Below are 19,396 nucleotides of genomic sequence, written 5' to 3'. Positions count from 1 at the left end.
ACACAAACTACTTCTTATAATATTTAGCATAGCCTCTGTAAGCAAAAGCTCCTAGAACGGCCACTATAACACAAGCAATAGCAATAAATTTCAAACTGACAATTTGGTCTCCACTGGCATAACTATGCAAACCTGCTAAATAGAAATTAACTCCAAAATACGTCATTAAAATACTAGCAAACGCTACAATAGACATTAAGTTAAAAAACCAACGTCCACGAAGTCCAGGGACTAATCGCATATGAATAACAAAGGCATAAACCATTATACTAATAAGCGCCCATGTTTCTTTAGGGTCCCAGCCCCAGTAACGTCCCCAACTTTCATTAGCCCACATACCACCTAAAAAGTTACCAATAGTAAGCATGACTAAACCAACAGTTAAAGACATTTCATTTATAATAGTAAGCTCATTAATGTTTAGAAGCATTTTTTCTTTGGTTTCTTTAGTCGTAAAGATCATTAATAACAATGATACGATTCCTAAAATCATCCCTAAAGTAAAAGGACCGTAACTTGCCACAATAACGGCAACGTGTATCATAAGCCAGTAACTATTTAATACAGGTTGCAGGTTTGCAATAGCTGGATCCATCCAATTCCAATGGGCAATCATTAAAATCATGGACGTTACAAAAGCAGTAGATGCAATAGTTAAATCACTTTTACGTCCAAATGCTAATCCAAAAAACATGGTTGCCCAAGCTACATAAATCATAGATTCATAAGCATCACTCCATGGGGCATGCCCAGATATGTACCAACGAACAATTAACCCAGCTGTATGTAAAAGAAACAACCCTAGAATGATGAATTTAAAAACAGTCACAGAGATCTTTAGGGCTTTACTTTTATCTTTAAAAATTTGAACAATGAGTAATATAAAAAGTAAACTACCAGCATACATATACCAGCTAAATAGTTTCTTAAAAATATCATATTTGTTATATAAAATCTCTGTATGTACTTTATCATCACTCAACATAACCTCAGCACCATATTGGCGTTGTGTTTTTTTGAACGCTCTTAATAGCTTAGAAGCTTCAGAGAAATCTCCTGTTTGTTTTGCTTGATTTAATGTATATAGATAAACATTAAATCCATTCTTTATAAAATTACCATACAAAGAATCTTTTATTTTATAAGTACCATGTCTATAATCGTAAGTAGAAATCCATTTGTTATTGTCATCATTAGGAACTGGAAATATTTTTAAAGACATACCCTCTACAGAATTGTACAACAATGTAACACGTTGATCGGCTTCTTTAAATTCTTTTTGAAACCCGTTAGGCACTTGTGCCCTATAAGCTTCTTCCAAATAAGGTGCTAGTTTATACTCGCCTCGTTCGGTAAAAAAGTCTGCTAATGTAGCATATTTATCTTCTTTAGGAATCCCTAGCATTTTTCGAATGGAATCCGCTTTCTTTGGTTTCAAATAAATGATGGGTACATTATACCAAAGCATTGGACTTTCTTGTATAGATAAGTACACTTGATTAGCATCAAAATCGCCGTAAGCATCATGTTTACTTAGCTTACGTAGCATCTCTGACGCATAAGTATTTACAGGCATCATTCGTCCACCTAGGTCTTGGATTACCAAATGCCCAAATTCATCGGCATGGGTTTTGGGTACTATGTTTGCTGTTAAAATAGAATCGATTTGTACTTTAGTTGGCTTAGAATGGTTATGCCCGTCGTTTGCAGAATGTTCTTGAGAAAACATATTCAAACCAAAGCATAATAACAATACGGTGAGTAATTTTGCCTTCTTTACTTTTACTTTCTTTAATTGATTTTTTAAATCTCCAAAACGAGATCCTTTCACAAACAGAATAGCCATCATTCCAAAATACAGTATGAAATAACCTATGTAAGTAAGTAAAGTCCCCCAGTAATCATGGTTTACGGATAAAATAGTCCCTTTTTCATCGGGATCAAATCCAGACTGAAAAAAACGATATCCACGATGATCTAAGATATTATTCATAAAGATTTTATAATCAAAATCACCTTCTTTTTCATCTAAAACCGTCACTTTGCTAGAATACGCAGAATATCCTTTTTCTGTTCCGGGATAACGTTCTGCTTCAAAATCATTTAGCTTTATATTAAATGGCAACTCCAACACTTTAGAACCATATTTTAATGCGAAGTCCAAACCACCTACTTGGATTTCTTTATAGTTTCCATTAATACCTTTTCCTCCCAATACCCCTACTCGTTTTGTTTCGCCATTAGCAGTAACTTTAAATACCGCTCCATCTGCATCATTTTTTAAAAGTTGTGATTTCTTCACCACATCAAAAACACCTTTAACCACTGGTTTAGGGAATACCATCTGCATATTGCCAATAATGTAACGTGAACGCAATATTAAGGGCTGTAAACTATCTTTTACTAATTTACCTTGTGCTCTGGTAGCCATGGTCATATACTCACCTTCAAAAGGAGATTGAATGGTAAGCTCATCATTATTATAAGTAATATTTATAGCACCATCTGTAGGTTTATTTAATGCAAATAAAATATTGTGGATACTCTGTACCTCTCCTGCTTTTAAAAAGTGATTGTGAGGGCCACTACCACCTGCTTCTACTACTTTTAAATATTTCTCTCCATTCTCGTCTGGAACAATATCTTCTTCGGCACCAACTATAAACTTTTCTAATTCAATAGTAACGGGTTGTTTATTATAATCGGTTTCAATTTTAAACTCGTTTTCCAATCTACCAGAAAAATCAACTTTACTTTCTAAATAACGTTGCTGTAGTTGCCCATTAATTTTATAATCACCAACAATTTGCCCAATGACATAAGTATCTGCAGATAAAAACGTGTTTTCTGTAGCGCCTTCCCGAATAGCCATCATACCTTCAAAACTGGCATATCTTGTAATAAAAGCACCTAACAATATAAAAATGAAGGCTAAATGTAAAATAAAAGTCGCCCATTTTTCTTTTTTATACAATCTAAATCTAAAAACATTGCCTGTAAAATTTATGAGAAAAAACACCATAATGGCTTCAAACCACCAGGCATTATAAATTAAATTTCTGGTATATGGTGTTGGCGATGTCTCCTGACCTACATCTAAAAATGTTCCTATAGCCATAGCTGCTGCAAAGACAATAAATAAAATAGCTGTAAGACGTGTTGAGAAGAGAATATTGGTTAGCTTATTTTGCATAATTGAAACCCTTTTTAAGGTTGTGCAAATTTACGTATTTATGTTTATTATGGTGTGTTAAAGTATTGAAAAAAAAAGGCAGATAATGATGTTGAAAATATTAGGGTTTGATGGGTTTTGATTTTATACTCGCTAAGGTGCAGAGGCATAAAGCCAAAGTATTTGCTTCCCTATTTTCCCAAACTACTAACTGAATACCGCTAACTGGTTACTGGTCACTGGTCACTGGTTACTAGTCACTGGTTACTGAACACTAAACACTGAATACTAAACCCTTCTTGCTTCAAAAATCTTGAGATATAAAAAGGTACTCATTTTTCTAGCTCGTCTTTTTGCATTTTCAGCATAGTCTCCTTCAAAAAGTTCGTCGACAGTTTCAAACCATAAGTTCATCCATAATCCAAAGTGTGTTTCAGAAATACGATGTTTATTTTCCTTATCCACTTTAATATGTGCTTCTAGAGGATTTCCTAAATACTTCTCTTTTAGTTTTCGTGTCATAAAAAGACTCGATTCCCAAAAGGTCGTTAAACGTTCTAAATGTGCATCCCAATCTTTTATAGTGTCATTAAAAAAAGGGGCTAAGACAGCATCCTTTCTCACTTTGCCATAAAATGATGATACTAATAAAAACACATCGTCTCTGGTTTCAATATCTTTTTTATTCATGAACTCATTTAGACTTTTTCAATTTGCTAAAAAATTGCTGTTTTCGGCTCTGTTTTTGTCTTTTTTTCCTTCCGTAGCTCGGCTATGCAACTCAAAAAAGTCTTAACAGAGGCAAAAACTTCTAATTTTCGCTTAAATCCAAAAAGTCTAAATGAGTTCATATGAAACAAAATTAATCTATTATTTCTCGCTAAAATATAATGACACAGAAAATCTTAGAATTTAAATAAATTGTTGACTAAAATGTTACCAAAAACCTTTCAGTTAAAAAATCGTAATTCATAATTCGTAATTCGTAATTCGTTAGTATTTTAGCAACATGATTTCAGTAGTAATTCTAGGTTCAGGTAATGTTGCAACACATTTATTTAAGGCTTTTAAAAGAGCGGACAACATCAATATAAATCAGTGGTATAGTAGACGTATAGATGCTATAGCTTCTTATAAAAATGGTGTTGAAATTATTGATGACTTATCACTAATCAATGATGCCGATGTTTATATTTTGGCTGTAAGTGACGATGCTATTGCTGGGCTTTCGTCTCAACTTCCTTTTGAAAACAAATTGGTTTTGCATACCTCTGGAAGTGTGAGCGTGTATGATATTGATAAAAAACATAAACGTGGTGTATTCTACCCGTTACAAACATTTAGTAAAGAGGCTCAAATAGATTTTAAAAATGTTCCGATTTGCATTGAAACTATTGATAAAAAAAGTTATCCTATTATAAAGAATCTGGCTTTAGCTATTGGTAGTCCAACAAAAAGAGTTAATAGCGATCAACGTAAAGTGTTGCATTTAGCAGCTGTTTTTGTAAATAATTTTGCGAATCAGTTATACAGAATAGGACATGAAATAACTGAAAGCCAAGGCGCCGAATTCGATCTTTTAAAACCGCTTATTCTTGAAACTGCTAAAAAAGTGCAGGATTTATCGCCTTTTAAAGCTCAAACAGGGCCTGCAAAACGTGATGATAAGAAAACAATCCGTAAGCATTTAAAGCTTTTAGAAAATCAACACCATAAAGACATATACCAACTATTAACCAACTCTATACAACGCACACATGGAAGAAAAAAGTTATAAAGAATACTTAGAGCATATTACAACCTTTATATTTGATGTAGATGGTGTTTTAACTGATGGCACTGTTACCGTAACGTCTACTGGAGACATGTTACGAAAAATGAACATAAAAGATGGCTATGCATTAAAAACGGCTGTTGATATGGGTTATAATATCTGTATTATTTCCGGTGGTTCTAACGAAGGAGTTCGGGTTCGTTTGCAGGGATTGGGCATTTCTAATATTTACTTAGGCGCTCATAACAAAATTGAGCAATTAGAAGCATATCTTGGTGATAACAATATTAAATCTGAAAATGTGCTTTACATGGGAGATGATATTCCTGATTTCCCAGTTATGAAACGCATTGGCTTACCTTGTTGTCCGCAAGATGCTGTTCCAGAGATAAAAAATATTTCAAAATACATTTCACATAAAAAAGGTGGTAAAGGTGCTGTACGCGATGTTATTGAACAAGTACTAAAAGTACAGGAAAAATGGAATGGTAATTTTGGGGCTAAGTATGATTAGAAGTTTGAAGTTTGAAGTTTGAAGTTTGAAGTTTGAAGTTTGAAGTTTGAAAAATATATATTTGTGAATTCGTGGCTATATTTATAATCATTTAATTTTAAAATAAACATTGAACTTCCTAAACCTCATCCGCTGGAAAAACTTACTTATGATTACCCTTGTGCAATTACTTATTAAATATGCTTTTCTAGAACCATTCGGAGCACAAACAAGCTTAACGTCTATAGGAATCACACTTCTAATTCTTGCAACTATATTCATTGCTGCTGCTGGAAACATTATCAATGATATTTATGATGTTGATACGGATTTAGTAAATAAACCCAATAAGTTAATTATTGGTAAATCTATTTCAGAAAAAACAGCCTATAATTTATTTATTGTGTTTAATGTTATTGGAGTTGGTTTAGGGTTTTATGTATCACATCTGGTTGGCAAAAGTCCCTTCTTTTCTATTTTTGTAATTATTTCGGCATTGCTTTATGTATATGCTACTTACCTAAAACGCACCCTTCTAATAGGCAATATTATTATTTCTGTACTCGTAGCGCTAAGCGTTATTATTGTTGGTGTGTTTGAATTGCTTCCTCCCATAACACCTCAAAATCAGCAAATTCAATTAGCTTTTTTTAAAATTATTTTCAATTATGCTGTATTTGCTTTTATTATCAATTTACTTAGAGAAATAGCCAAAGATATTGAGGATATTGATGGTGACCATAAAGCAGGTATGAATACATTACCCATTGCTATTGGAAGAGAACGTGCCACTAAAGTCCTTTTTGTTTTGTCGCTTGTTCCACTTTTTATTATCACCTTATATACAATTAACGAACTTTATAAGAGCCAAATAGCCGTTTTATATGCTATATTACTTATAATTGGCCCATTATTCTACATAAGCATAAAAACTTTTAGCGCTTCAACAAAAAAAGATCATCATCATATTAGTAACATCCTTAAATTAGTGATGCTTTTCGGAATGCTTTCCTTACTTTTATACAAGTATATCTTTTTACACAATGCTTAACGACAAACTAAAAAATCATCGTATTATTTTAGCTTCCGGGTCACCTAGGAGACAAGAGTTTTTTAAAGATTTAGGTTTAGATTTTGATATTATTTTAAAACCGGTAAAAGAAGAATATCCACCACGCTTAACGCATTTTGAAATCAGTAATTATCTTGCTCAGTTAAAAGCGCTCCCTTTTAAGAATGACTTAAAAGATAACGATATTCTCATTACCAGCGATACCATAGTTTGGCATAATGATATCGCTTTAGGAAAACCCAGAGATGAAGATGAGGCTTTTAGTATCATAAAATCTTTAAGTAATAAAACCCATGAAGTCATTACATCGGTTTGTTTCACCACTAAAACTTATGAAAAGACGTTACATGCTATTACTAAAGTCTCTTTTAAAGATTTAACCGATGATGAGATTACATACTACATAAACACCTGCAAGCCCTTTGATAAGGCTGGCGCTTATGGTATTCAAGAATGGATAGGACAAATAGGTGTTACCAAATTAGAAGGCTCTTATTTTAATGTTATGGGGCTACCCACGCATCTTGTTTATAAAACGTTGCATGATATTGTTAATGTATCTCTAAATTCGAAATAACATGTTTTTAACGCATACCTTACACAGTCGAAACTTATTGAAATTTAAGGTGATCTAAGAAAATTTCGACAGAACTTCATTAAGTTGTATAATTCCAATAAAACAACTGAAATTTATTCTAATGTTTCAATAAAAGATTTACTAATTTAGCTACTCATATAATAAATATATAGTTAATATTAACTATATATTTAGGTTGTACACAAGTAGAGAAACTAATAATTCACAACTCAAATTAAGCATTTATATAGCGATTGACATAGATGACGTAAAGATGACATAGTAATGACGTTACCATAATTTGAGATAAGAATTAGTTTTGTCTTAAATACTAAATTAAGATAAAATGAAGAACACAGAAACCTCTGTAAAGATTAAAGAAATAAGAAATAGACTTGGATTTTCTCAAGAAGAATTGGCTGAAAAATCTGGACTAAGTTTACGAACTATACAACGGATTGAAAATGGAGAAACAAAACCTCTTGGAGATTCTCTAAAGAAAATATCTAATGCACTCAATGTTACCCCAGACGAATTAATTGATTGGGCAATCCAAGAAGACAATGTTTTTTTAAAAATTTTACACCTATCATCACTGACTTTCTTATTTTTCCCTCTCTTCGGAGTACTAATTCCTTATTTTATGTGGAATTCCAAAAAAAATAAAATAAAGGGAATTAATACTTTAGGAGCAGCAATTTTGAACTTTCAACTTACTTGGAACTTAATTTTGTTTTTGGGAATTATATTAATAGCCGTATATATTATATTTTTTAGCAAAAATCCTGCAATAGCTTTAATATTCGTAAGTAGCCTAAGATTTATGAGCTATATGTATACCATAAATTTTTTACTAATCATTTTTAATTCAATACGAATAAGTAATAATAAACCTGTTTGGTATAACACTAGTGTGAAATTTTTGAAAGTATAAACATTGTTATATGAAAACCAGTGTACAACAACATATATAAAAAATAACTCACTAAGTGCAAGACTCAAAGTTTTGTACTTTTTTATTACTTTAGTTTTAATAATGAAAGCCTAGCAACTAAATGCACTACTTTTCATATACAAACTCGTTGTACACAACATTGACCCGTCCTGAAAAAACAAAATAGATATGATAAAAGGACTTTTTGAAACCCATTTGTTTGTTGAAAACCTCGAACGTTCGATTGACTTTTATACTAACACACTCAAGCTTGAGCAATATCTTTTTGAAGAAGAAAGAAGAGCTGCTTTATTCTGGATTGGTGAGAAACCGAGACAGGCCATGTTAGGGATATGGGAAAAGCCTAAAGATGAAATTGATTTAAGACATTTTGCTTTTGAATGCGACTGGGAATGGATTTTGAATGAATCTGTTGATTTCCTTAAATCTAATGATTTACACTTTTGGAACTTTTTTAATGACAACTCAGAACGACCAATGGTATTTGCCAACATTCCAGCAATAGCAATTTACTTTTCAGACCCTGACGGACACCCTTTAGAGTTTATTGGGAAGCTTCCTGGAAAATATCGTCCTGAAAAAGGCAGTTTAGTCATTTCGTATGAAGATTGGTTGGAATTAGAAAAGAATGAAAAGTAACGCCATACGACACTATTGTGTGAGTCATACCGATCTCATACTGAAATAAAGCCCACACAATAATCACCATTACCATGTATACTTACATTAACTAATTACAAGTATTACCTGTCATAATAGTTACATTATCTAGTCCTTATAAAAGAATAAGATTATAAAAAAACACTCGACGAACTACACGCCTTTATCTTGTTTATAAAACGTTAAATGACGTGGTTAACACATGATTAGTTTGTAACTTTATCATGTTAAACATCCTTACCATGATACAATCACTCAAAAAAATCATTAAAGTAGAGATCGCTTTTTACCTAATCGTTGCAATTTTAAGCATACTTACTTCGTGCAAAAAGGATAAGTCATCAAAAGATTTAGCTCTTAACACAACGACTAACATTCCGTTAAATAATAATTCAGAAGAAATAAAGCAATTATCTCAAGAGTTTAAAAATTATTGGTATGCTGGCGAAGCCGAAATATCATCATACAAATTAGAACAAGCACGCTATGGAGAAATAAGAAACGGACAAGCCGTTTTAATATATGTCACGGAAGATTTTTTACCTAAAGTTCAGGTTAAAGCAGATAGGCAAAGCGGAAAAAATGTTCCTGTTTTAAAACTAAATGCTACTAAAAAATTTAACACGGGCATATATCCATATTCCATCATGCAGAGTACCTTCTACCCTGTTTCTAATGATAAGCATGCCATAAAAATATCAAGTTCTATGCAGGAATGGTGTGGGCATGTATACTCTCAACTTAATAATAAAAAGCAATTTGAGATCATGTCTCATTCTTATTTTGAAGGAGAAGCTGATAAAAGTTTTAACTTAGATAAAGCCATTTTAGAAAATGAATTGTGGACACAACTACGCATCGACCCCAAGTCACTCCCTACTGGGGATTTGGAAATAATACCTTCTTTTGAGTATAGCCGATTAAGACATGTTCCAATTAAGGCATACAAAGCCACAGCAGTTTTGGCAAATGGAACTTACTCCTTGAACTATCCCAGCTTAAATAGAACATTGATTATTAATTTTAACCCTAATTTCCCCTATAGCATTTTAGGTTGGGAAGAAACGTTTAAAAGTGGTTTTGGTTCGAATGCTAAAGAATTAACGACTAAAGCAACAAAGTTAAAAACCATAAAATCCGCTTACTGGGGCAAAAATCATAATAAAGATGAAATTTTAAGAGATACACTTCAATTAAATTAAAAATAAATTTTTTCTAACGTATCTTTACATTAGATTTTTAACTTTATTTCTCATAAAATGAGTTTTTTTGAAACTAACCAAGAAGAATTTATAATCACAGGAATTGTTCTTCTCTCTATCCTTATAATAAGATTTGTTACAAATTTTACGATAACAAAAGTGGCCAAAAAAAACGGTATAAATGAAGCCAGAATCCGCCTTATGCGCCGATATGTAACCGTAACTCTTTTTTTAATTGCTTTACTTATTGAAGCTTTTATTTTTGGTGCCGAATTTGAAGATCTAGCAGTTATTTTTTCTTCAGTATTTGCCATATTAGGTATTGCTTTATTTGCTATTTGGTCAATTTTAAGTAATGTAACATCTGGTATTATTATGTTTTTTAATTTCCCATATAAAGTAGGTGATAAAATAGAAATTCATGATAAAGATTTCCCTATTAAAGCTATTATTGAGGATATTAGAGCGTTTCAATTGCACTTAAGATTAGATAATGGAGATTTAGTAACCTACCCCAATAATTTAATGCTCCAAAAAGCAGTAACTCTTGTTGAAAAAGATGCCATAGATGAAGGTGCTGATGCTGTTTAAATATTTCATATATTTAATAGATTTTATTCCAAATGGCAAAAACCAGAAATAATAATTATAAGAAGAAAGCTGGACAAGTACCCGGAACTCTTATATATACTGGCGAAAAAGAATCTCAGAAACTTTTTATTGAAGCATTCGATTATAACAAAGAGCAATACACCGAAAACCACTTGTCTGACGTTGAAGACGGTTTTAAATTTAAATCTACAAACTCAACTACTTGGATTAATTTAAATGGTTTAAGGCATGTAAAAGAGATTGAAAAACTAGGATTACATTATAAATTACACCCTCTAGTACTTGAAGATATTGTTAACATCTCTCAACGCCCCAAAATTGATGAATACGAAGATTATTTATTTGTTGTTCTAAAGATGCTATACTATGACAAAAACGATGATATTGTTTTAGAACAAGTTAGCTTAGTTTTAGGCAAAAACTATGTGCTATCCTTCCAAGAATCAGAAGGAGATGTCTTTGATACTGTAAGAAATCGAATTAGAAATGCAAAGGGGCGCATACGTAATATGGAATCCGATTATTTACTATACGTTTTAATTGACGCCGTAGTAGATTATTATTTTAATATCATTGAAGTTTTAGGTGACAAAATTGAAGATTTTGAAACCGAAATATTTTCAGGGAATACCAATGAAGATGTCAGTAAAAATATTCAAGAGTTAAAACGCGAAATTTTAAGGGTTCGCCGTGCCATTTTCCCGCTTCGAGAAATCCTTAACAGAATTGAAAAGAATGAAAACGAACTCATTCAACAAAAGACCATTACTTATTTTAGAGATATTTATGATCATTTAATTCAAGTATCTGAAAATATAGATATATACCGAGAAATGACATGGAGTTTAATGGATATGTATATGACCACCATTAGTAACAAAATGAATGAGGTGATGAAAGTGTTAACCATAATGGCGTCTATTTTTATCCCACTCACTTTTATTGCTGGGATATACGGAATGAATTTTGATAATATCCCAGAGTTACACTACAAATACTCTTACTTTGTTTTATGGGGTGTTATGATTGTTCTCTTTGTTGGCATGCTTATATATTTTAAGCGTAAAAAGTGGCTATAATTTAGTTTATAATATTTAAGCATATGGTCTTTAGCCTTATATATGATTTCTCGTATCCCTCATTGACTAAACAACAATATTGTAACGTTAAAGAAACATTAAAAGCAACTCAATGAGCTTGTAACTTTGTTATATTTGGACTTTAGCTAACGATTCTATCATGCAAAAATCCATACTATATCTACTAATAACAGTATTTACTTTTTCAATTTCCACAGCACAAAAACCTAAAACACCTTCATCCTCAGAAATATATGAATCTATTCAAAAACTTAATTTTTTAGGTTCTGTTTTATATATCGCTGCACATCCCGATGATGAGAATACGCGTTTAATATCTTATATGTCTAATCATGTAAAAGCAAGGACGGCTTATTTATCGCTTACACGAGGTGATGGCGGACAAAACCTTATTGGGACAGAAATCAGAGAGTTATTAGGTGTTATGCGTACCCAGGAACTACTAGCAGCCAGGCGTGTTGATGGTGGTGAGCAACTTTTTAGTAGAGCTAACGATTTTGGTTATTCAAAACACCCCAATGAAACACTTAATATTTGGGATAAAGAAACCGTTTTAGGTGATGTCGTTTTAGCTATCAGAAAATTTAAACCAGACATTATAATTAATCGATTTGATCATAGAACACCAGGAAGCACGCATGGTCATCATACAAGTTCTGCCATGCTGAGTTTTGAGGCTTTTGATTTGGCTAATTCCTCTTCTGCATATTCAAATCAATTAAAACAGGTTAGCCTATGGCAACCTAAACGTTTGTTTTTCAATACAAGCTGGTGGTTTTATGGTAGCGAGAAAAAATTTGAAAAGGCCGATAAAAGCAATATGATAAATTTTGATATTGGTGTTTATTATCCACTAAAAGGACTTTCAAATAATGAATTAGCTGCTTTGGCTAGTAGCCAGCATTTATGCCAAGGGTTTGGACGTTTGGCACAACGTGGATCGCAGCAAGAATATATTGAATTTTTAAAAGGTGATCCTTTAACAGATAACAAAAACATTTTTGCAGGGATAGATACATCTTGGAATCGTATTAAAGGAGGAAAAACTATTGGGGCTATTCTATACAAAGTTGAAAATGAATTTGATTTTGTAACCCCTGCTAATCACATTCCCCAATTAATCGAAGCTTATAAATTACTTCAAAACATTGAAAATGAGCATTGGAAAGCCCAAAAAACGAAAGAACTAAAAGCCATTATAGAAATGTGTGCTGGTCTATATTTAGAAGCTTCGGCTGAAACAAACTGGGCAACACAAGGCGAGTCTATAAACTTAAACATAGAAGCCTTAAATAGAAGTAAAACAGACATTACTTTAGTAAGTTTCAATAACACTAAAGGTTTAAATGTTTCGAAAAACATAGCTTTAAAAAACAACGTCAAGTTCTCCTTTAAAGAAGTCCTAAAAATTAATGATGACGTAAAGCCCACAACGCCATATTGGCTTAATGAAAAAGGATCCTTAGGCATGTATAAAGCTGATGACAAATATATTGGCTTACCAGAAACACCTAGAATATTTAATATTGATTTTAATTTGCTTATCAACAACGTTCCAATAACGTTTACCAAGCATATTATTCAACGATTTTCAAAACCCGATAAAGGAGAATTATATCGTCCGTTTGAAATAATACCAGAAGCTTCAGCTAAAATCACCGAAAAAGTGATCGTTTTTGAAAATGATCTTCAACGGGATGTAACAGTGATTGTTAAAGCTGGACGTGATAATCTGGAAGGTTACATAGAGCTGTGCCATCCAAAGGACTGGAACGTATATCCAGAAAAGCAAAAAGTAAATATTTCCCATAAAGGTGAAGAGCAAACACTGGTTTTTACCATAGTGCCACCTAAAAATCAAAGTGAAGGTTATATTGGTCCTATAGTTCATGTTAATGATAAAACATACACAAAGGAACTCATTGAAATAGATTATGAACATATTCCGTTTCAAACCGTTTTACTTCCTAGTGAAAGCAAGGTTGTACGTTTAGATATAAAAAAGAAAGGTGAAAATATTGCTTATATAGCTGGTGCTGGAGATGTAGTCCCAGAAAGCTTAGAACAAATTGGTTATAATGTACGAACTATTACACCTGAAGACATTACCCCTGAAACTCTTAGTCGTTTTGACGCCGTAGTCGTTGGCATAAGAGCTTATAACACTGTAGATGCATTACAGTTTAAGCAACAAATACTATTTGATTTTGTAGCCGATGGCGGTAATATGATTGTACAATACAATACCAATCGTAGACTTAAAGCAGACAAACTTGCTCCTTATGATTTAAAATTATCAAGAGATCGTGTGACTGATGAACATGCTGAAGTACGATTTTTAAATCCACAACATGAGCTACTAAATTATCCGAATAAAATCACACAACAAGATTTTAAAGGTTGGACACAAGAACGTGGTTTGTATTTCCCTAATAAATGGTCTAATAAATTCACACCTATTTTGTCTATGAACGATAAAAATGAATCACCAAAAGATGGTAGCTTATTAGTTGCCAAACATGGAAAAGGCCATTATATTTATACAGGATTGAGCTTTTTCAGAGAGTTTCCAGAAGGTGTTTCTGGTGCTTATCGCTTATTTGCAAATATGCTTTCTATAGGAAAAGAAGATTTAAAATTAGAAACCAAACTAAACGACTAAATATGGTGGATAAAAACCAACCTAAACAGACTTGGCTTAAGCTCTACTCTATAGTCTTGATAGCTAACATACTGTACTTCATCATCTTTTACATAATTACCAAATCTTTTTAATTATGCAGACTTTAGATTGGATTGATTGGGTTGTTCTAATTTCTACATTATTAGCCATTGTTGGATATGGCACATGGAAAACAAAAGGCAGTACCAGTGTGCAAGATTATGTACGCGGAGGTAATACATCAAAATGGTGGACTATCGGACTTTCTGTAATGGCAACTCAAGCGAGTGCCATTACGTTTTTATCTACTACAGGTCAAGCGTTTTCAGATGGGATGGGGTTCGTTCAATTTTATTTTGGACTTCCTATAGCCATGGTCATCATTTGTATTGTTTTTATACCACTATATCACCGTTTAAAAGTATACACAGCTTACGAATTTCTGGAAAACAGATTCGATTTAAAAACCAGAAGTCTAGCAGCCATTTTATTTTTAATTCAACGTGGGCTGGCAGCAGGAATAACCATTTTTGCTCCAGCAATAATATTATCCGTTGTTTTGGGTTGGAATATTACCTACTTAAATATCGTCATTGGTATTTTAGTTATAATTTATACAGTAACCGGTGGTACAAAAGCTGTTACAGTAACACAAAAGCAGCAGATGTTTGTCATTTTTGCCGGAATGTTAGCCGCGCTATTTATAATCTTAAATTTAATTCCTGACGAGGTTTCTTTTACAGAAGCAGTAGACATTGCTGGAGCCACTGGCAGAATGGAAGTTCTTGATTTTTCATTTGATTTAGAAAATAGATATACCGTTTGGTCTGGATTAATTGGCGGGACATTTTTAATGCTTTCCTATTTTGGAACCGATCAAAGTCAAGTACAACGCTATTTATCAGGTAAATCCATGAAAGAGATGCAAATGGGACTTATATTCAATGGTTTATTAAAAGTTCCCATGCAATTCTTTATTCTACTTGTGGGAATTATGGTTTTTGTCTTCTACCAATTTAATCCTGCTCCATTAAATTTTATAGATGCATCAACGAAAACAGTTTTATCATCCGAATATTCTCAACAGTATAAAGAACTCCAACAAAAACAAAATCAACTTTTCAACAGAAAAAAAGAATTAAGTGTAGTATTCTCAAAAAATAATGATACTTCTATAAAAGCTGATTTATCACGTTTAGATAGTATTGAAAAAATATATCGATTAGAGTCAAAGTATCTAATAAAAAGAGCTATAGATACTGCGTATTCTACTAAATATGACAATTTAAAAAAGGAATTGCTAGCTATAGAGTATAAAGATGGAGATGTCTATATATTAAAGAAAGAAGCATTAAAAGACTTATATAAAGCAGCTGCAAAAGATACCCAAACAAACGATAGAGATTACATGTTCATCTCCTTTATTCTTAAATACTTACCAAAAGGATTAATTGGGTTGCTCTTAGCTGTTATTCTATCTGCTGCCATGTCGTCAACAGCTTCAGAAATTAATGCGTTAGCGACAATTACTTCTATAGATTTGTACCGCAGAAATCTGAAAGATGTAAAAGATGAAAAACACATGGTTAAAGCGACTAAACTCTTCACTCTCATATGGGGTATAGTAGCTATAGTAATAGCCTGTTTTGCTAATCTCGCTGAGAATTTAATTCAATTGGTAAATATTATTGGATCCATTTTTTATGGTAATGTGCTTGGTATATTCTTACTTGCTTTTTTCTTCAAATTTGTAAGAGCAAATGCTGTTTTCATTGCTGCTTTAATTACCCAAGTCATAGTCATAATTGGATGGTGGTTTGATTGGATGCCATATCTATGGCTAAATTTATTTGGATGTGCATTGGTTATATTAATTGCCTTTATAATTCAGTTGTTCACTGTAAATAACGATAAAATAGTCTCAACATGATATCATTGAGGTTAATTGATAAAAAAACATCAAAAATTGACGAACTTATACTAGTCATTTTTACAATTATAATTTTATATTTCGGGTATAAAATAATAGTAGGATATAATGACAAGTAAAACGATCAACTGGGGTATCATTGGGCTAGGAAATATCGCTAATAAATTTGCACAAGATTTATTAACTATTGAAGATGCTCAACTATATGCCGTCGCTTCAAGATCTCAAGAAAAAGCAGATACTTTTGCCTCTAAGTATAATGTCACTAAAGCATACGACAGTTACGAAGCATTAGTAAAAGATTCTAATATTGATGCTGTCTATATAGCAACACCACATGCATTACATAAAGAAAACACATTGTTATGCTTAGAACATGGCATTGCCGTATTATGTGAAAAACCTTTTGCTATGAATGCTGAAGAAGTCAACACTATGATTTCTAAAGCTAAAGAGAAAAATGTACTTCTTATGGAAGCCCTTTGGACTTATTTTCTTCCGCATTATCAATATGTATTAAAAGAATTAGAGAATAAAACCTATGGTAATATTTTAAAACTTGAAGCTGATTTTGGATTTTATCGTGATTTTGATGATACTTCCAGACTTTTTAGAAAGTCTTTGGGAGGAGGAAGTCTATTAGATATTGGTATCTACCCTATTTTTGCAGCATTATCAACTTTAGGTATTCCACAAAATATAAAGGCAAGCGCTTCTTTTTTTGAAAACGGGGCAGATTCCTCTTGCCAAATGGTTTTCAATTATGATAATGATGTAACCGCTCATTTAAAAAGTACACTTTTAGAAGAAACACCTACCGAAGCTATATTCTACTGCGAAAATGGAACTATTAAGATTAATAGTGGCTTTTTTATGCCAACAACAGTCACTTTAATTTCTGATGATAACGAAGAAATTATTGATTTTGGCTATAAAACTATTGGTTATAACTACGAAATTTTACATTTCAATAACCTCTTACGAGAAGGAAATGTTGAAAGTAACATTATGACATTTGAGTTTAGCAAACAACTTATAAAACTTCTTGATGATGTGAGGGCCAATATTAGCTTAGAGTATTAATAATATAACAAAGGTCTAAAAAGTCTAATCCTTTGTCATTGCGAAGGAGGGACGACTGCGGCAATCTGTTTAATTTTAGTTTTAATTTAAAAGATGCTCACGTCGCACTTATTGGTGCTCCTCAGAATGACAAGTCAAATTAGACTTTTTAGACCTTTAATAGAGTCTAGGGATTAAATTACATAGCCCCCCATTCTTTAAGAGAATCCTTATTCATTTTCACATAATCAGCATTTCCAGCTTTTTCAGCACCAGCTAAAGATTTTTTAGCTGCAGCAATAGCGCCTTTCTTATCTCCTGCTTTAGCATGAATTAAAGACTGTTGTCTTAAAAACCAAAAACGTGGCTTATCATTAGTCATCTCTACAGCTTTATCAATCCATGTCTTAGCTTCATTTATATCTTTACCCTCTTGTAAATAATAAACAGCTGCCGAAAAATAATCACCAGCACTCGGACCATTCATAGCACTTTTTATGCTAGCAACAACCGCTTTATCTGTAGGTACTTCAAATTTAACACCAACATAAACATCTTCCCACATTAAACCTAAAGAAGCACTACTGTTACTTAAATCATCAAATGACATTGTAAAGGTTTCAATCTTCATAGGTAGTTTATAAACTTTCGCATTTGTTTTAGCAGCTACTTTTGTTTCATCCCATTCACGAGGAGTTCCCCAGTTATTAGTATCTGAATAAAACACAACATCCCATGATTCTGCATTAGGTTTTACAAAAATAGCATAAGCTCCAGCTTTAAGAGTTTGCCCATCAATAGTCACATCATCGCTAAACGTAATGGTCGTATTTTTATTAGCTCCTGTACGCCAAAATTTTCCGTAAGGCACTAAATTTCCAAAAATGGTACGCCCCCTCATGTTTGGTCTAGAATACTCTATCGTTACATCTGTTAAGCCTACTTTTTGTTCCTGTTTAGAAAACGGACTAGGCTGTGGTGTTTTCACCTGTGCATTCACATTTAAAGAAAACGTTAATACTAAGGCAATTAATAATAATTTTTTCATTTTGATTAAGTTTAATTATAGTTCCATTAATATCTATAAAATTAAGCATACAAAATCCTATTATTGTTAACAAAAACTTAAAATAAGAGGTTGTATATTTACCCAATATTAAATAATTATTGAGTTCCCTAAAGGGCTATTTTTTATTATAGCCTTAGGAAAACAAAAATAAATTTCATGAAAAAGTATTACGCAGAAATTATAGGAACATTTGCCATGGTATTTTGTGGTTGTGGAGCTATGACGATAAATGAAATCACAAATGGTAGTATCTCGCATGTTGGCGTAGCAGTTACCTGGGGTCTTATTGTTATGGCTATGATATATGCCTTTGGTGAAATTTCTGGAGCGCATTTTAATCCAGCCGTAACTATAGGTTTTGCCTTTGCAAAGAAGTTTTCATGGAAAGAAGTTCCAAAATATATACTAGCTCAAGCCATAGGTGCCATATTTGCTTGTTTTATTTTATGGTTTTTATTTCCAGAAAGTCAATTTTTAGGAGAAACAGTTCCAGCAGAAGGTTTTCCGCCGTTTAAGGCTGCTATTTTAGAGTTTTTATTAACCTTCTTCTTAATGGTTGTTATTATAAACGTATCTACTGGTAGCAAAGAAATTGGAACTATGGCTGCCATTGCCGTAGGGGGCGTTATTCTTTTAGAAGCCATGTTTGCTGGTCCTATGACCAAAGCTTCAATGAATCCTATTCGCTCTATAGCTCCTGCCCTTTTTACTGGAAATTTTCAATATTTATGGCTGTATATCTTAGCTCCAATCCTTGGTGCTATAACCGCAGTTTCCAGTTGCAAACTTGTAAAAGATGATACTTGCTGTTAGTGTAAATTTAACTTAATAAAATAAGGTAAACACTATATATATCTACTATGTGTTAACTCATCATAGTAAATTAAGACTTATGTAATAGAGCAAAATAACTTATTATCAGCAACTTGAATAAGGATCTTTACATCTAAAACAATAATCTTTCAAAATTCAAAAGATTGAAATCATAAAGAATTCTTATAACACTATCAGTATTTATGCTTAAATTCTCTAAAAAAACATATCCAACCTTTTGTA

16 protein-coding genes are annotated in these 19,396 nt (G+C 32.4%); 13 read left to right on the top strand and 3 right to left on the bottom strand.

The annotated features are described in order from the left end of the window. Positions 1-7: 7 nt before the first annotated feature. Positions 8-3,193: a cytochrome c biogenesis protein CcsA gene (ccsA, locus tag Q4Q34_RS14490; RefSeq protein WP_303315668.1), complete on the bottom strand. Its 3,186-nt coding sequence runs from the start codon at positions 3,191-3,193 to the stop codon at positions 8-10. A gap of 267 nt (positions 3,194-3,460) precedes the next feature. After that, a complete protein-coding gene (locus tag Q4Q34_RS14485; protein WP_303315669.1) occupies positions 3,461-3,862 on the bottom strand; it encodes a group III truncated hemoglobin in 402 nt (133 codons plus the stop codon). 319 nt (positions 3,863-4,181) lie between these two features. Here Q4Q34_RS14485 and Q4Q34_RS14480 point away from each other — a divergent pair, with 319 nt between their 5' ends. The 12 genes from Q4Q34_RS14480 (at position 4,182) to Q4Q34_RS14425 (ending at position 17,292) form a co-directional block, all read left to right on the top strand. Further along, a complete protein-coding gene (locus Q4Q34_RS14480) occupies positions 4,182-4,949 on the top strand; it encodes a Rossmann-like and DUF2520 domain-containing protein (protein ID WP_303315671.1) in 768 nt (255 codons plus the stop codon). Beyond that, positions 4,930-5,460 carry a KdsC family phosphatase gene (locus Q4Q34_RS14475; protein ID WP_303315674.1) on the top strand — a complete coding sequence of 177 codons (531 nt, stop codon included), beginning with the start codon at positions 4,930-4,932 and terminating at the stop codon, positions 5,458-5,460. Before Q4Q34_RS14480 ends, Q4Q34_RS14475 begins: the two co-directional genes overlap by 20 nt. A 109-nt stretch (positions 5,461-5,569) precedes the next feature. After that, positions 5,570-6,490, top strand: a complete 921-nt coding sequence (locus tag Q4Q34_RS14470) for a geranylgeranylglycerol-phosphate geranylgeranyltransferase (protein WP_303315675.1) — start codon at positions 5,570-5,572, stop codon at positions 6,488-6,490. Next, positions 6,483-7,088, top strand: a complete 606-nt coding sequence (locus Q4Q34_RS14465) for a Maf-like protein (protein ID WP_303315676.1) — start codon at positions 6,483-6,485, stop codon at positions 7,086-7,088. Before Q4Q34_RS14470 ends, Q4Q34_RS14465 begins: the two co-directional genes overlap by 8 nt. A 346-nt stretch (positions 7,089-7,434) precedes the next feature. After that, entirely contained in the window at positions 7,435-8,022 is a 588-nt protein-coding gene (locus Q4Q34_RS14460) for a helix-turn-helix domain-containing protein (RefSeq protein ID WP_303315677.1), read from the top strand. A 189-nt stretch (positions 8,023-8,211) separates the two neighbouring features. After that, positions 8,212-8,682, top strand: coding sequence for a VOC family protein (locus Q4Q34_RS14455; protein WP_303315679.1), 471 nt, complete (start codon positions 8,212-8,214; stop codon positions 8,680-8,682). A gap of 263 nt (positions 8,683-8,945) precedes the next feature. Continuing rightward, entirely contained in the window at positions 8,946-9,905 is a 960-nt protein-coding gene (locus Q4Q34_RS14450) for a septum formation inhibitor Maf (RefSeq protein ID WP_303315681.1), read from the top strand. Between the two features lie 57 nt (positions 9,906-9,962). Further along, a complete protein-coding gene (locus tag Q4Q34_RS14445; protein WP_303315682.1) occupies positions 9,963-10,496 on the top strand; it encodes a mechanosensitive ion channel domain-containing protein in 534 nt (177 codons plus the stop codon). Positions 10,497-10,528: 32 nt separating this feature from the next. Continuing rightward, entirely contained in the window at positions 10,529-11,596 is a 1,068-nt protein-coding gene (corA, locus tag Q4Q34_RS14440) for a magnesium/cobalt transporter CorA (RefSeq protein ID WP_303315683.1), read from the top strand. A gap of 160 nt (positions 11,597-11,756) precedes the next feature. Continuing rightward, the gene (locus Q4Q34_RS14435) at positions 11,757-14,279 is read left to right on the top strand and encodes a PIG-L family deacetylase (protein ID WP_303315685.1); all 2,523 of its coding nucleotides are present in this window, start codon (positions 11,757-11,759) and stop codon (positions 14,277-14,279) included. 115 nt (positions 14,280-14,394) lie between these two features. Then, the gene (locus tag Q4Q34_RS14430) at positions 14,395-16,209 is read left to right on the top strand and encodes a sodium:solute symporter family transporter (RefSeq protein WP_303315688.1); all 1,815 of its coding nucleotides are present in this window, start codon (positions 14,395-14,397) and stop codon (positions 16,207-16,209) included. A 108-nt stretch (positions 16,210-16,317) separates the two neighbouring features. After that, on the top strand, positions 16,318-17,292 hold the full coding sequence (locus Q4Q34_RS14425) for a Gfo/Idh/MocA family protein (RefSeq protein WP_303315690.1): 975 nt from the start codon (positions 16,318-16,320) through the stop codon (positions 17,290-17,292). A 178-nt stretch (positions 17,293-17,470) separates the two neighbouring features. Here the strand turns inward: Q4Q34_RS14425 and Q4Q34_RS14420 are convergent, their stop codons facing one another. Next, positions 17,471-18,319 (bottom strand): DUF2911 domain-containing protein, encoded by an 849-nt coding sequence (locus Q4Q34_RS14420; RefSeq protein WP_303315692.1) that lies wholly within the window; start codon positions 18,317-18,319, stop codon positions 17,471-17,473. Between the two features lie 138 nt (positions 18,320-18,457). On the opposite strand from Q4Q34_RS14420, the gene Q4Q34_RS14415 reads away from it, so the two are divergent. Then, entirely contained in the window at positions 18,458-19,153 is a 696-nt protein-coding gene (locus Q4Q34_RS14415; protein WP_303316298.1) for an MIP/aquaporin family protein, read from the top strand. The last annotated feature ends 243 nt before the right edge of the window (positions 19,154-19,396 follow it).

Origin of the sequence: Flavivirga abyssicola (assembly GCF_030540775.2) — a bacterium.
Taxonomy (GTDB): Bacteria; Bacteroidota; Bacteroidia; order Flavobacteriales; family Flavobacteriaceae; genus Flavivirga; species Flavivirga abyssicola.
The sequence above is the reverse complement of the archived record's forward strand: the minus strand, read 5'-3'. Positions and strand labels throughout refer to the sequence as shown.